Source organism: Paenibacillus barengoltzii NBRC 101215, assembly GCF_004000745.1.
Taxonomy (GTDB): Bacteria; Bacillota; Bacilli; order Paenibacillales; family Paenibacillaceae; genus Fontibacillus; species Fontibacillus barengoltzii.
Genome location: NZ_BILV01000084.1, coordinates 1 through 14,457, shown reverse-complemented (window position 1 = coordinate 14,457; position 14,457 = coordinate 1). Strand labels below are relative to the sequence as shown.

General features: G+C 53.9%; 13 protein-coding genes. All 13 read right to left on the bottom strand.

Annotated features, from left to right (window positions below; all coding sequences use genetic code 11):
- Nucleotides 1-45: 45 nt before the first annotated feature.
- The 13 genes from PBA01S_RS19120 to PBA01S_RS22840 all read right to left on the bottom strand — a co-directional run bounded on the left by PBA01S_RS19120 (nt 46) and on the right by PBA01S_RS22840 (nt 14,337).
- The gene (locus PBA01S_RS19120; protein ID WP_028539552.1) at nt 46-810 is read right to left on the bottom strand and encodes a DUF2705 family protein; all 765 of its coding nucleotides are present in this window, start codon (nt 808-810) and stop codon (nt 46-48) included.
- Nucleotides 803-1,843, bottom strand: coding sequence for an ABC transporter ATP-binding protein (locus PBA01S_RS19115; RefSeq protein ID WP_127576534.1), 1,041 nt, complete (start codon nt 1,841-1,843; stop codon nt 803-805). Before PBA01S_RS19115 ends, PBA01S_RS19120 begins: the two co-directional genes overlap by 8 nt.
- Nucleotides 1,844-2,567: 724 nt before the next feature.
- Nucleotides 2,568-3,830 (bottom strand): threonine ammonia-lyase IlvA, encoded by a 1,263-nt coding sequence (gene ilvA / locus PBA01S_RS19110; protein ID WP_016313443.1) that lies wholly within the window; start codon nt 3,828-3,830, stop codon nt 2,568-2,570.
- A gap of 156 nt (nt 3,831-3,986) precedes the next feature.
- Nucleotides 3,987-4,208: a hypothetical protein gene (locus tag PBA01S_RS19105; RefSeq protein WP_016313444.1), complete on the bottom strand. Its 222-nt coding sequence runs from the start codon at nt 4,206-4,208 to the stop codon at nt 3,987-3,989.
- A 109-nt stretch (nt 4,209-4,317) separates the two neighbouring features.
- Entirely contained in the window at nt 4,318-5,589 is a 1,272-nt protein-coding gene (purD, locus tag PBA01S_RS19100) for a phosphoribosylamine--glycine ligase (RefSeq protein WP_127576533.1), read from the bottom strand.
- Between the two features lie 387 nt (nt 5,590-5,976).
- Nucleotides 5,977-7,524 carry a bifunctional phosphoribosylaminoimidazolecarboxamide formyltransferase/IMP cyclohydrolase gene (gene purH / locus PBA01S_RS19095; RefSeq protein ID WP_127576532.1) on the bottom strand — a complete coding sequence of 516 codons (1,548 nt, stop codon included), beginning with the start codon at nt 7,522-7,524 and terminating at the stop codon, nt 5,977-5,979.
- A gap of 131 nt (nt 7,525-7,655) precedes the next feature.
- Complete coding sequence (gene purN / locus PBA01S_RS19090) at nt 7,656-8,273, bottom strand: phosphoribosylglycinamide formyltransferase (protein WP_085170089.1); 618 nt, start codon at nt 8,271-8,273, stop codon at nt 7,656-7,658.
- Entirely contained in the window at nt 8,273-9,316 is a 1,044-nt protein-coding gene (gene purM, locus PBA01S_RS19085; RefSeq protein WP_127576531.1) for a phosphoribosylformylglycinamidine cyclo-ligase, read from the bottom strand. The genes purN and purM overlap by 1 nt, the downstream gene beginning before the upstream one ends.
- A 97-nt stretch (nt 9,317-9,413) precedes the next feature.
- Complete coding sequence (purF, locus tag PBA01S_RS19080) at nt 9,414-10,895, bottom strand: amidophosphoribosyltransferase (protein WP_028539543.1); 1,482 nt, start codon at nt 10,893-10,895, stop codon at nt 9,414-9,416.
- Nucleotides 10,880-13,123: a phosphoribosylformylglycinamidine synthase subunit PurL gene (gene purL / locus PBA01S_RS19075; RefSeq protein ID WP_028539542.1), complete on the bottom strand. Its 2,244-nt coding sequence runs from the start codon at nt 13,121-13,123 to the stop codon at nt 10,880-10,882. The genes purF and purL overlap by 16 nt, the downstream gene beginning before the upstream one ends.
- Nucleotides 13,101-13,790 (bottom strand): phosphoribosylformylglycinamidine synthase subunit PurQ, encoded by a 690-nt coding sequence (gene purQ / locus PBA01S_RS19070; RefSeq protein ID WP_127576530.1) that lies wholly within the window; start codon nt 13,788-13,790, stop codon nt 13,101-13,103. Before purQ ends, purL begins: the two co-directional genes overlap by 23 nt.
- Nucleotides 13,791-13,793: 3 nt before the next feature.
- A complete protein-coding gene (purS, locus tag PBA01S_RS19065) occupies nt 13,794-14,039 on the bottom strand; it encodes a phosphoribosylformylglycinamidine synthase subunit PurS (RefSeq protein WP_009224523.1) in 246 nt (81 codons plus the stop codon).
- A gap of 145 nt (nt 14,040-14,184) precedes the next feature.
- Entirely contained in the window at nt 14,185-14,337 is a 153-nt protein-coding gene (locus tag PBA01S_RS22840; RefSeq protein ID WP_164744205.1) for a hypothetical protein, read from the bottom strand.
- Nucleotides 14,338-14,457 lie beyond the last annotated feature (120 nt).

Genomic DNA, 14,457 nt, shown 5'->3' with positions numbered 1-14,457 from the left:
TCCCTTGGCTCCTTTCCGCCGTGCCGCCGTTCATGATTCTACCGGTCAAGCGACATCCCGTTTTTTAAACGTAACAAAGCTTACTGCAAGAAACAAGACCAAATAGGCGGCGATCACCACGGAGGAGAAGGTTAATGTCATGCCCGGCATCGGCGGATTACCGTTGAGATATACCGACAAATCAGCGTTGGCGAAGATGAGGTACTTGGCGAAGGCGTATCTCGAAAGCAAGGCCACCACCAGCTCCTCCAGCACAACAAGGAACATGCCGATTCCGATCGTCGCTCCGGTGGAACGAGTAAGAATGCTTGCTAGGAAAGTGATCGTAACGTAAACCACGGTATAGATGAACGAATACAAGGTGTTGGTTAGCACTTCGCTCCAGCTGATTCCCTGTACGCTGGCAGATCCGAACCCGTAGACCAACCCTCCGCCCAACAGGGCAACCGCCAGGGAAAAGACGAAGAGCGACAGCGTAAACAGCAGCACAGCCACGTATTTCGAGGCCAAGATCCGGCTGCGGCTCTGCGAGCGGATCAGCAACAGCTTGATCGTACCAAGACTGTGTTCCTTCGCCACAATCCCCGCGGTGCAAATAATGACCAGCAACGTCGTCATTTGACCCAAGCCGTTTCGGGCAATGGCCATGGATGCGAAATCAAGGAACCCTAACTTCTCCTGCGAGAAAGCGTACATCATGTATAGCATCCCGGCAATCGCCGCGGCGATCAAGGTATAGGGAACGATAAAGCTTTTTTTCTTAGACATCTTCAACCATTCGTTCACAACAAGTGGAGTAAATTTACGCAATTTGATTTCCTCCCGTCCATTTCAAGAATTCGTCTTCCAGGGATTGCTTCACTTCTTCAATCCGGTAGATGGCGATGCCTTCGCTGCCCAGCGCGCTCACGACGCGTGGGATATAGCTGTCGCGCACGGCGACCGTCACTTCGTTCCGTTCTGGGGACATTCCCAGCAGGCGGATTTCTTCCATCCGGATGAGCCGAGTTTTGGCCGCTTCGACATCGCCGACCCGGAACGTCACATTCACCCGTTCCTCGGTTTTCTCAACCGGCTCACCCAAGGCGCGTTCGGTCACGAACTTCCCTTCCTGAATGACGACCACGCGGCTGCACATCAGCTCCATTTCGGCCAACAAGTGGCTGGAGACCAGAACGGCAATCCCTTCTTCAGCCGCAATACGCTTCAGATAGTCACGCATTTCCCGAATCCCCGCCGGATCTAGCCCGTTGGTTGGCTCATCGAGAATCAGAATCGATGGCCGATGTAACAAAGCTTGTGCGATGCCCAAGCGCTGACGCATACCTAGCGAGTACGCTTTGACACGTTTTTTCATCGCCTTCTCCAAGCCTACCAATCGGGTGACTTCTTGAATCCGCTCCTCCGTAATCCCTTCACTCATTCGTGCGTACTGCTTCAGATTGTCATATCCCGTCATGTACGGGTAAAACTCCGGATTCTCAATAATCGCGCCGACATGGGCGATCGCTTGCATGAAATGATTTCGGATGCTATAACCTTTGATCTTCACATCGCCTTCAGTCATTCCGATTAGACCCACGATCATCCGAATCGTGGTCGTCTTCCCGGCACCGTTAGGTCCGAGCAGACCTACGATCTCTCCCCGCCGAATTTCGAAAGACAGCTTATCGACCAGCCGTTTGTTACCAATCGCTTTCGTCACTTTTTGTACCGACAAGACGACGGGCTCATGCCCTTGCACTTGCATTTGCCCTTTCCCCTGCTGTTGTCCTAACGATTTCGTCGCAGCTGCTCCCAAGCCCTGGGCAGCATTTTCAATAGATTGTTGTTGCACACTCATTCACTCCTTTATTTGATCGATGCTCGTAAATGCGATACTGAAATTTCCCTTGCTTGTGTTTGAATCTGATGATGAGTAACGTGTTCGACGTGTTCGATTCCATGGTTTCGATTACATTGTATCGGTGTGATAGTTAAATAGTACACTAGGATATTAGTATTGTCAACAAGGATCGAATCAATTTTTTCAACGTGCAAGTCTAACGGAACGTAGCGACGTTATTTGCAATTTCCCGCGCCATTTCCCGAGCTAACGGAACGTAGAGACCTTATGAAGTGAAAAAGAGCCCTAATTAACGATGATCCGTCCAAATAACGCCTCTGAGTTCCGTTAGAATTCAGAAGAGCCTTGTAATCTACGAATAAGATCCGTACATTCCGTTACGACGCAGGTCCCGACTCGAACCCAGCTCGATCCGGCACAGGCAACCAACTCGGACACCAGCCCGGATCTGGGCCGCAAACAGGCCAGACACGAACCGGAAACGACCCGGAAACTGACCGGAAGCGCACCCGCTCCGAACCCTGCCTCCTTGCCAGTCTCCAACCTGACCCATTCCCGACCTCTGGCCCAACCTGATTCCTTCCCGAACCCAGGAACAACCTGTTTCGTCCCCGATCAATACTTCTTTCCTTCCCGCTCCAAACTTCTATACATGCCAAAAAGCCCTCCCCGACCAATGTCGAAGAGGGCTGCTCACCTATCTTTTTTTCGCTATTTAAGCTTAAATCAGCAAATTAAACAAATTCAAATCCCGATTCAGCTCGGTATATACGATGCCTTTCGCAGTCATACGTCCGATCAACGGTTCGTAATCAGCTTTATCACTCAGCTCAATGCCAACCAAAGCCGGACCGTTCTCCTTATTGTGCTTCTTCGTATACTCGAACCGCGTGATGTCATCGTTTGGCCCAAGCACCTCTTCCAGGAATTCGCGAAGCGCTCCGGCCCGCTGAGGGAAGTTTATCAAGAAGTAGTGCTTCAGCCCTTCATAGATCAACGACCGTTCCTTCATTTCCTGCATCCGGTCGATGTCGTTGTTGCCGCCGCTGATCACGCAGACGACGGTCTTCCCGCGAATCTGGTCGCGGTACATGTCCAACGCCGAGACAGGCAGCGCCCCCGCTGGTTCGACGACGATGGCACTATCATTGTACAGCTCCAAAATCGTCGTACATGCCTTGCCCTCCGGAACTTGAACGATGTCGTCCAGAAGGTTCGCGCAAATTTCATAGTTCAAGTCGCCAACCCGTTTCACCGCCGCACCGTCCACAAATTTATCGATCGATTCCAGCGTGACAACCTGCTTCTGTCTTAACGCTTCCGTCATAGACGCCGCACCGGATGGCTCAACGCCGATGATCTTCGTATCCGGGCTTACTGTTTTCAAATAAGTACTAATGCCCGACACCAACCCGCCGCCGCCAATGGTGACGAAAACGTAATCTGCAGGTACGGTCAAGCTTTCCATGATTTCCATGCCAATCGTCCCGTTTCCGGCCACAATCTTCGGATCGTCAAACGGGTGAATGAATGTCATCCCGCCTTCCTGGCAAGCTTTCATCGCCTCCGCATAAGCATCATCGTAAGTGTCGCCGATCAGAACAACCTCCACGTGCTCGCCGCCAAATCTTTTAACCTGTTTGATTTTCTGGTTGGGCGTCGTGCTGGGCATATAGATTTTCCCCTGAATGCCTAGCGCATTGCAGGAGAAGGCTACCCCCTGCGCATGGTTGCCGGCGCTCGCGCACACAATGCCTCGCTTCAAATCCTCCGGCTGCAGGCTGCGGATCATGTTGTATGCCCCGCGTATCTTGAAGGAGCGTACGACCTGCAGATCCTCTCTTTTTAAATAGACATTGCATTCATATCTAGCCGATAACGTTGCGTCGAGCTGCAACGGAGTTCGAATAACTACTTCCTTCAGCACGTGATGCGCTTTGACGATGTCTTCCATGCCTACCGTTTGTCGTTCCGCCTGGTTCATCTATTTCTCCTCGCTTTAACTGAGTTCTCTCATTCTTATAAAGTTACACCTGAAACCGCCTCCGGTTCAAGTTATTTTGTCCAGTCAGGGAAACGCCCCTCCGGACGGGCAAATATTCCCGAGCTCGGAAGGGCGTTTCACGTTCAAACCTATAGCTTATCGTTTCTTTGGTATTAGACGGTCATCGGTATGACCTTTCGAGTTCGTCTCTTGGGCCAGCTCGGTCAGCTCCCATTCCATCGTGCCGTACACGGGGTCGGAAGGGAACTCCTCGCCTTTTTGCAAATAGACTTCCCGTCCCAGCTCATCCCGGTATACGCCGTCGACTTCCACTTCTTCGCGCGAGACCGGAAGCATTTCCTTCATTTTGTCGCTCATGATGATGCCGCCTCCCATTCGAGTATTCCAGGGACTTTCGTAAAGAGAATCCCCAATATCCCTTAACATGCTCGAATCGGCAACGGATTATCCTAGCCGGATGATCTCCCTATACAAGCGCCTTAGCGGCAATATCCGCCCGTTGATGCTTGCCCTCAAACATAATGAGGTTCGCCGCCTCGTAGGCGTTGTCCCGGGCTTCGGCAATCGAGCTTCCACGGCCAACCACGCCAAGTACACGGCCGCCGTTCGTGACCCACTCGCCTGCTTCGTTCTTGCCCGTGCCGGCATGGAACACCAAAGCCCCTGCAGATTGGGCTTCTTCCAGCCCTTGAATTGGCAGTCCCTTTGGATAGGAGGCTGGATATCCGCCGGAAGCCAATACAACGCAAACCGCCGCTTCCTCGCTCCACTCGATATCGACTTGGTCCAGCGTCCCATTCACCGCTGCCAAGAAAATCTCCAGCAGATCACTTTTCAAGCGCGGCAGAACCACCTGGGTTTCTGGATCGCCAAAGCGGGCGTTAAATTCGATCGTCTTCGGTTTGCCGTCCGGCGTGATCATCAAGCCGGCAAACAACACGCCGCGGAATGGCCGGCCTTCGGCAACCATCGCTTTTGCCGTTGGTTTGATAATCGTTTCAATGGCCTCTTCGATAATCGAATCTGCGATATGCGGCAACGGGGAGTAGGTTCCCATACCGCCGGTGTTCGGGCCTTTGTCGCCGTCATACACCTGCTTGTGGTCTTGCGCCGCAACCATGGGACGGACTGTTTCCCCGTCGACGAACGACAGGATCGACATTTCTTGGCCTTCCAGAAACTCCTCAATCACAACCTGACTTCCGGATTCGCCGAACACTTTGTCAATCATAATGTTCTTGAGCGCCGTTTCCGCCTCTTCGCGAGTGAAGGCGACCGTAACGCCTTTGCCTGCCGCAAGCCCATCCGCCTTAATTACGATTGGAACCGGACGGCTTTGGAGATACTGAAGCGCCTGCTCGTAGTTATCAAATTTCTCATAGGCTGCCGTTGGAATGTTGTATTTTTTCAACAGATCCTTCATGAAGGTCTTGCTGCCCTCGATATGCGCAGCATTCTTACGCGGTCCAAATACCGGGATGTTCTTCGCTTCGAACACATCTACGATGCCCTCAGCCAGCGGATCGTCCGGACCTACGACAACCAAACCTACGCGCTTCTCCTCCGCAAAAGCCGCCAGCTTCTCGAATTCGTTCACCTGAATCGGCACCAGCTCGGCGATTTGTCCGATTCCCGCATTCCCCGGAGCGCAATAAATTTTATCGGCCTTCGGGCTTTTCGCCAGGCTCCAGCAAATCGCGTGCTCGCGCCCTCCGGCGCCAATCACCAAAATGTCCATAGTCTCCTCCTCACTTCTGAGCTCAAAATTTAGAAGTTGTCCAGTCTCGCCTGTTTCCGCACAAATTCGTTAATGAAATGAAATATGCCGATTACCGTTTGGTCTACAAACTAGTCTTTTTCGAAACGAACTGGAAATTCTACTGTTAATTTTCCACTCAACCCGATTTCAAACGAAAATAACTGGAAAATGTACCGCTAATTTAAGCCCAAAGCATCAATCCAATCATTTTTGCTCAAATTAACGGCAGGTTTTACAGCTAATTCGTCAAAATCCAGTGTTTCAGCTGAAATAACGATAGGTTTTACAGTTAATTGTCCCATGCAGGTTAGCGCATCTGCGAAAAGACGGCAGGCTGCCGCAGCGGTCCTGCCGTTAAGCTCAATCTTAGTGCTTGAAATGGCGCACGCCGGTGAAGACCATCGCGATGCCATGCTCGTTGGCCGCTTTGATGGACTCCTCGTCCTTCACGGAGCCGCCCGGTTGGATAATCGCCGTAATCCCGGCTTGGGCCGCCGCTTCGACCGTATCGCCCATCGGGAAGAACGCGTCGGACGCCAAGACGCTGCCTTTCGCTTTCTCGCCTGCTTGCTCGATCGCGATCTTCGCGGCACCAACGCGGTTCATCTGCCCCGCGCCGACGCCAACGGTCATATCGTCCTTCGCCAGAACAATCGCGTTCGACTTCACATGTTTAACGACTTTCCAGCCAAACAGCAGCTGTTTCAGCTCTTCTTCGGTTGGCTTGCGGTCGGTAACCACCGTCAAGTCGGACTCTTTCAGCGTATGCACATCGCTTTCTTGCACGACCATCCCGCCGTCAATCGAGGTGACGACAAACTGGCTGCTGCGGCTTGCGCCCAGCTCCAGACCGCCAAGCTTCAGCAAACGGAGGTTTTTCTTCTTCGTGAGAATCTCCAGCGCTTCTTCCGTGAAACCTGGTGCTAAAATAATCTCCAAGAAAATCTCCTTCATCAGCATCGCCGTGTCCGCATCAATGATGCGGTTGGCAGCAACGATCCCGCCGAAGATCGACACAGGGTCGGCCTCGTACGCTTTTTTGTAAGCTTCCAGCACGCTGGCCCCGACGCCAACGCCGCAAGGATTCATATGCTTGACCGCGACAACCGCCGGCTCATCAAATTCCTTCACGATTTGCAGCGCCGCGTTCGCATCGTTAATGTTATTGTAGGAGAGTTCCTTGCCGTGGAGTTGTTCTGCATTCGTCAGCGTGTCCGCTGCTGCCAACGGCTTGCGGTAAAACGCCGCTTTTTGATGCGGATTTTCGCCATAACGCAAATCTTGGATTTTCTCGTAGGTGACCGTAAAACGCTCTGGCAACGGATCGCCCGTCACCTTCGACAAATAATCGGAGATCAAGGCATCGTATGCCGCCGTATGGCGGAAAACTTTGGCCGCAAGCCGTTTACGCGTTTCCAATGTCGTATCGCCGCCCGTACGTACTTCCTCGAGCACGGTTCCATAGTCAGCCGCATCGACAACAACGGTGACAAACGCATGGTTTTTCGCAGCCGAACGAAGCATCGTAGGTCCGCCGATGTCGATATTTTCGATGGCGTCCTCATAGGTAACATCCGGCTTCGCAATCGTTTCTTGGAACGGGTACAGGTTAACGACCACCAGATCGATATAGTCCAATCCCAGTTCCTTCATCTGTGCTTGGTGTTCCTCGCTGTCGCGCACCGCCAGCAGGCCGCTGTGTACGGCAGGATGCAGCGTTTTAACGCGTCCATCAAGGATTTCAGGGAATCCGGTGACGTCAGATATTCCGATGACCGGAACGCCTTCCTTCGCCAGCAAGTTTTTTGTGCCCCCTGTCGAAATGATTTCCACACCCAGCTGCGACAGCTCGCGGCAAAAATCCACGATACCCGTTTTATCCGACACGCTCACGAGCGCTCTTTTCATACTCACAATCGGCTCCTCCTTTATTTTGGCGAATCATGCCCCCGATATTTCTCGGGAAATATCGAAACCCAGCATCTGTTCTAAACCTATCCAATCATCCAAAAAAAACCTGTAACCAAGCGTTCTTTCGATGCTTCCTATTCCGACAGAATCGTCACTTTTCGGCCTTCCACGCGCACGCGGTTGCTCGCGAACCACGACACGACCTGCGGATATAAGCGCCCTTCTGCCGCATGGATCTTGGCTTCGAGTGTTTCCAGCGTATCGTCCGCCGTAATCTCTACCGCCGCTTGGGCAACCACTGCGCCGGTGTCCATCCCGCCATCAACCAAATGAACCGTAACTCCCGTCATTTTCACACCGTAGTCCCAAGCCTGCCCAATCGCATTTTTGCCCGGAAAAGCCGGCAGTAACGATGGGTGAATATTAATCATGCGCCCGGCGTACGGCTCAACCAACACCGACGTGAGTAACCGCATGTAACCGGCCAACACGACTAAATCGATTTGCCGCTTGTCCAGCTCGGCGGCAATTTCCGCCTCATAATCCTCTCGGCGCGCGTAAGCCTTCGGGTCAAAAAGATAGCATTCCACGCCGGCTTGACGGGCCCGTTCGACGACAAAAGCCTTCGGCTTATCACAAACGAGCAGCACAATCTCAGCATCCAGCTCGCCCGACCGCGTTGCGTCAAGCAAATTTTGAAAATTACTGCCGTTTCCCGAGGCAAATACAGCAATCCGGTATTTCGCTCCCATTAGACATCCGCTCCTGCAAAAGTCACAACCCGTTGTCCTTCCGTCACTTTACCGATGACATAAGGCGTTTCCCCGGCTTGCTTCAATGCAGCGACCGCAGCCTCAGCCTGTTCCTCCGCCACTACAATTACAAGCCCGATGCCCATGTTAAACGTCGTGAACATATCGCGGTTGCTCACGTTCCCTTTCTTCTGCAGCAAGTCGAAGATCGGCAAAATCGGCCAAGAACCGTAGTTGATCTCCACGTTTACGCCTTCCGGCAGAACACGCGGGATGTTCTCGATGAAGCCGCCGCCCGTAATATGAGCCATTCCCTTGACATCGACTTTCTCCAACAGGGATAATACCGGCTTCACATACAGCTTGGTTGGCGTAAGCAGCACGTCACCCAACGATGCTCCGCCTAATTCCGGCAGCTTGTCGATTAAAGCGTAGCCCGCTTCTTCCAGCAAGAGCTTGCGTACCAGCGAGAACCCGTTGCTGTGCACACCGCTGGAGGCCAGGCCAATCACCGTGTCGCCAGGGGCGATGCGGCTGCCGTTGACGATCTTGCTCTTATCAACGACACCTACCGTAAACCCGGCGATGTCGTATTCGCCTTCGCTGTACATGCCCGGCATTTCCGCAGTCTCGCCGCCGATCAAGGCGCATCCCGATTGGCTGCACCCTTCAGCGATACCGGCGACAATGGCCTCGATTTTTTCAGGCACGACCTTGTCGCAAGCCAAATAATCGAGGAAGAAGAGCGGCTCTGCCCCCTGTACGACGATATCATTCACGCACATTGCCACTGCGTCGATGCCGATCGTATCGTGCTTATCCATCGCAAAGGCAATTTTCAGCTTCGTGCCCACACCGTCTGTTCCCGACACGAGCACCGGTTCTGCGTATTTGTCTTTGTTCAAACCGAACAAAGCGCCAAATCCGCCCAGATCGGTCATCACTTCCGGCCGGAACGTCCGTTTGACGTGTTTTTTCATGCGCTCTACCGCTTCATTCCCGGCTGCGATATCAACGCCGGCTTTCTTATATGCTTCAGACACGAGAGGGACCCACTCCTTTAACTTAATGAACACGGAAAACCCATTTATCACGAAATCAATTCATCATGTGAAATAAGTCGAATCTACGCTAACGAATTTAGCAAGTGCAGCCAAACTTCTCTTCCCCGTCAAAATCCGTCCGGGTTGGATAATCGTTGTCGAAGCAGGCCATGCAGAGGCCGCCTTTGTAGTCCGTCGCGTTATCTCCGCCTACCGCCTGGATCAACCCCTGCGGGCTGAGAAACTCGAGCGAGTCGGCATTGATCTCCTTGCAGATTTCTTCTACCGTTTTGTAGGAGGCGATCAGCTCCCCGCGGTCGGGCGTATCGATGCCATAGAAGCAAGGATTTTTGAACGGCGGCGAGGTGATGCGGACATGCACCTCCGTCGCGCCGGCTTCGCGCAGCAAGTTTACAATCCGCCGCGAGGTCGTGCCGCGAACGATCGAATCGTCGATCATTACGACGCGTTTGCCTTCCACGACACGTCGCACCGCGCTCAGCTTCATTTTGACCCCTTGCTCGCGCAGCTCTTGGCTCGGTTGAATGAACGTGCGGCCGGTGTATTTATTTTTGATCAGCCCCAGCTCGTAAGGAATGCCGGTCTGCTCCGCATAGCCAATCGCGGCGGAAATACTGGAGTCCGGAACCCCAGTAACCACATCGGCGTCCACAAAAGACTCCTGGGCCATCACCTGCCCCATCCGCTTGCGGCTGGCATGCAGGTTCGAGCCATTCATGTCACTGTCCGGACGCGCGAAGTAAATGTACTCCATCGCACACAGCGCCTTCCGCTGCGGCTCGGCATAACGCTCCTCGCGGAGTCCGTCCTTATCCAGCACCAGCATTTCGCCCGGCTGGATTTCGCGAATCGTCTCCGCACCAACGACCTCGAACGCGCATGTCTCAGACGAGAACAGGTACGCATTGCCAAGCCGGCCCATCACCAGCGGGCGCAAGCCGTTCGGATCGCTGGCGGCAATCAGCTTGTCGTTCGTCAGCAGCAGGAACGCGAAGCCCCCAACCAATTGACGAAGCGCGTCCTTTGCCGCCTCAACGAAATCCTTCGACGAGCGGGCGATCAGATGCGCGATCACTTCCGTATCGCTGGTCGTTTGAAAGATCGAGCCGCTTTGCTCAAGCTGGCGGCGGATTTTCGGTGCATTGACGATGTTGCCGTTCGTAGCCACCGCCAGATCACCGTCACGGTATTTGAAGATCAAGGGCTGGGCGTTCGTCAGCTTGCTGTCTCCGCTTGTCGAATAGCGGACATGCCCGATTGAACGGTCCCCGCGCAACGAAGCCAGCTTGTCGCGGTCGAACACTTCCTTCACCAGCCCCATGCCGCGGTGGTAATGGAAGTCCTCCCCATTCGTAGCGCAGATCCCCGCGCTTTCTTCCCCCCGGTGCTGCAAGGCGTGCAACCCGTAGTAGGATAGAGAGGCGGCTTCGGCATGACCAAATACGCCAAACACGCCGCATTCCTCGCGTAACGTATCAAACGGATCCGCATGCCCCGCCCCTTCGTTATAGTAGTCTCCGGTCCAAAGTCTCTGCACGGGTCTTATTGCATCAGACATGGAATGACATCCTCCCAGACGCGTCTCAGCTGGTCCACCGGCTTGCTCAGAACCTCCGTTCCATTCACAGCAACGTTCAGTTCAGAACCTTCCACAACCCCAATTCGTGCTGCTGGCACGCCGCGTTCCGCGAGCAGCTTCTCCAGCGCCTCCGCCTTCTCCGGCGAAGCCGACAACAGGATGCGAGATTGGGATTCGCTAAACAACATGAAGTCGGGGCGCAGCTCGCTTGTAATATCCACCTTGGCACCAACCCCGCCGCTGATGCACGATTCAGCCAGCGCCACAGCCAGACCGCCTTCGGACAAGTCGTGCGCCGAACGCACCAGCCCGCCTTGGATGGCTTCCAGTACGGTGCCGAGCAATTTTTTCTCTACTTCTAAATCAAGCTGCGGCGGACGGCCTTCGACAACACCATGAACAACCGCCTGGAACTCACTGCCACCGAGCTCGGCCTTCGTCTCGCCCAACAGGAACACGATATCCCCAGCCGATTTAAAGCCTTGCGTCGTGATGTGATCCGTATCGTGCACCAGACCAACCATCCCTACTACCGGCGTTGGGTAAATTGCGCCTTTGGCGTTCTCGTTGTACAAGCTGACGTTCCCGCCGATGACTGGGGTGTCCAGCACACGGCAAGCTTCCGCCATTCCGTCCACCGCCCGTTCCATCTGCCAGAAAATATCCGGTTTCTCCGGGCTGCCAAAGTTCAGGTTGTCGGTGATTGCCAGCGGCTCTGCACCGGAGCAAACGATGTTGCGCGCCGCTTCACTGACCGCGATCCGTCCGCCAACTTCCGGATCCAGATACACGAACCGCCCGTTGCAGTCGGTGGTCATCGCCAGCGCCTTGCGCGTGCCATGAACGGTAACTACGGCTGCGTCCGAACCCGGACGAACCGCCGTGCTCGTGCGAACCATATAATCGTATTGGTTGTACACCCACGCTTTGCTAGCTACCGAAGGCGAGGACAGCACTTTCTCCAGCGCTGCGCCCAGATCTTGAACTTCCTCGTAACGCGTGGTGTCGACCGATTCATTTTCCACATAATAAGCAGGAACTGCCGAAGGCTTCTCATAGATTGGACATTCGTCCACCAGCGCCTTCACCGGCATGTCGCCGACCAGCTCGCCATGATGGAACAGCTTCAGACGACCGTCGTCCGTCACTTTACCGACCTTCGCACAGATGACGCCCCAACGCTCAAAAATCTCCCGCGCCTTCGCCTCATCCTTCGGCTCCACGACGAACAGCATCCGCTCCTGCGATTCGGACAGCATCATTTCATATGCCGTCATGCCTTCCTCGCGCTGCGGCACCTCATCCAGGTACAGCTCCAGACCGTTGCCGGCTTTGCTGGCCATTTCCGCGCTGGAGCAGGTCAAGCCTGCCGCGCCCATGTCCTGGATCCCCAGCACGATGCCGCTGTCGATCAACTCCAGACAAGCTTCCATAACCAGCTTCTCCATGAACGGGTCACCTACTTGCACCGCTGTCCGCTTCGCTTCGGATTCCTCTGTCAGTTCCTCCGAAGCAAACGTCGCGCCATGGATACCGTCCCGGCCCGTTGGCGGCCCGACATAAAACACCGGGTTGCCGACGCCTTTCGCAACGCCGCGTTGGATTTTGTCATGGTCGATCAGCCCGACGCACATCGCGTTCACGAGCGGATTGCCTTCGTAGCTCTCGTCGAACACCACTTCTCCGCCAACCGTCGGAATCCCGATGCAGTTGCCGTAGCCCGCGATCCCGGATACAACATGCTCGAACAAATATTTCACGCGCTCGCTTTCCAGCTTGCCAAATCGCAAGGAGTTCAGCAACGCAACAGGTCTTGCCCCCATGGAAAAAATATCGCGAATAATCCCGCCCACGCCGGTTGCCGCGCCTTGATACGGCTCCACGGCCGAAGGGTGATTATGACTTTCGATTTTAAAGACAACCGCTTGGTTGTCGCCAATATCCACGATCCCGGCGCCTTCGCCCGGGCCCATCAGCACGCGCGGTCCGCTGGTCGGGAAACGACGCAACAGCGGCTTTGAATTTTTGTAGGCGCAGTGCTCGGACCACATGACGCTAAATACGCCGATTTCTGTATAATTCGGCTTCCGTCCAAGGAATCCGCAAATCAGTTCGTATTCGCTGTCGGAAACGCCCATTTGTTTGTAAATTTTCTGCTCTGCAATTTGTTCTGCATTTGGTTCCTTAGCGGACACTTGCTGACTCATGCCGATCCCTCCAAGCTTTCAAAATGGATGTAAACATCTTCTTGCCGTCCGTCGAACCCAGCAAATCGCTGGCCGCCCGCTCCGGGTGCGGCATCATGCCGACGACGTTTCCGCGTTCGTTGGAAATGCCGGCGATGTCGTCCACCGAGCCGTTCGGATTTTGAACATACCGGAAAATAATTTGGTTATTCCGCTTCAACTGCTCCAACGTTGCTTCATCGCAATAATAGTTGCCTTCGCCATGCGCGATCGGAATCGTAATGACTTCGCCCTTCGCATAATGCGATGTAAACGGATTTTCGTTGTTCTCCACGCGCAGCTCGGTGTCGTGGCAACGGAACTTCAGCGACATGTTGCGGCGCAACGTGCCTGGCAGCAGTCCAGCTTCCGTAAGGATTTGGAATCCGTTGCAGATCCCCAGCACGTATTTCCCTTGCTCCGCGGCTTTGGCCACTTCCGCCATAACCGGCGCAAAACGGGAAATCGCCCCGCACCGCAGATAGTCGCCGTAGGAGAACCCGCCGGGAACTAAGATGCAATCGTAAGCAGACAAATCGGTGGCTGTATGCCACACATAGTCAACCGGTTCGCCTAACGTCTCTTCCACCGCTTTGTAACAGTCGATATCGCAGTTGGAACCGGGGAATACGAGTACCGCGAATTTCATAGTTTAAGCCTCCAATTCAAAGCGGTAGTCTTCTACCACCGTATTGGCCAACAGCTTCTCGCACATCGCTTTCACTCGAGCTTCCGCTTCGAAGCGATCGTTCGTATCGAGCGTCAGCTCCATATATTTACCGATGCGGACGCTGTCCACCTCTCTGAACCCCATCGAATGGAGTGCCCCTTGAACGGCAACCCCCTGCGGGTCAAGTACGCTTTGCTTGATCGTGACATAAACGCTCGCTTTAATCATGTTCCTCGTGTTCCTCCTAAGTTTGGACTTGTGCGGCGCAGCCGCTTGGTATCTGGATGGAAATGATAATTAAATTTGATAAATGCATGTGCTCTCGCTTGGGGCATTTCTTGCCTTCAAGCTTGGCTTCAAGCTTGCCTTAAAGCTAACCTTTAAGCTTGCCTTCTAACTTGCCTTCTAACTTGCCTTCGTGCTTATGCTTGCCTTCCAACTTTCCTTCATGCTTTAAGCTTGCTTTCTGGCATTCCTGTCTAATTTCCTTGCTGTCTCGCTCGTTGAGGGTCTTCTTGTCTCCCAAGCTCCTGCCCCTCTGATCCAAAGGGATAATGCACAGAAGACCTACCTCAGAGTACCCCATGTCCATTCTCTAATGGACCTCAGTGACGTTATTTACTCATTTCCCGTATATTTCCCCGGC

What these genes read in the sequence shown, in the direction of transcription:
- PBA01S_RS19115 (WP_127576534.1), bottom strand. Translation starts at nt 1,843, where the DNA reads ATGAGTGTGCAACAACAATCTATTGAAAATGCTGCCCAGGGCTTGGGA.
- ilvA (WP_016313443.1), bottom strand. Translation starts at nt 3,830, where the DNA reads ATGAACCAGGCGGAACGACAAACGGTAGGCATGGAAGACATCGTCAAA.
- PBA01S_RS19105 (WP_016313444.1), bottom strand. Translation starts at nt 4,208, where the DNA reads ATGAGCGACAAAATGAAGGAAATGCTTCCGGTCTCGCGCGAAGAAGTG.
- purD (WP_127576533.1), bottom strand. Translation starts at nt 5,589, where the DNA reads ATGGACATTTTGGTGATTGGCGCCGGAGGGCGCGAGCACGCGATTTGC.
- purN (WP_085170089.1), bottom strand. Translation starts at nt 8,273, where the DNA reads ATGGGAGCGAAATACCGGATTGCTGTATTTGCCTCGGGAAACGGCAGT.
- purF (WP_028539543.1), bottom strand. Translation starts at nt 10,895, where the DNA reads ATGTCTGATGCAATAAGACCCGTGCAGAGACTTTGGACCGGAGACTAC.
- purL (WP_028539542.1), bottom strand. Translation starts at nt 13,123, where the DNA reads ATGAGTCAGCAAGTGTCCGCTAAGGAACCAAATGCAGAACAAATTGCA.
- purQ (WP_127576530.1), bottom strand. Translation starts at nt 13,790, where the DNA reads ATGAAATTCGCGGTACTCGTATTCCCCGGTTCCAACTGCGATATCGAC.
- purS (WP_009224523.1), bottom strand. Translation starts at nt 14,039, where the DNA reads ATGATTAAAGCGAGCGTTTATGTCACGATCAAGCAAAGCGTACTTGAC.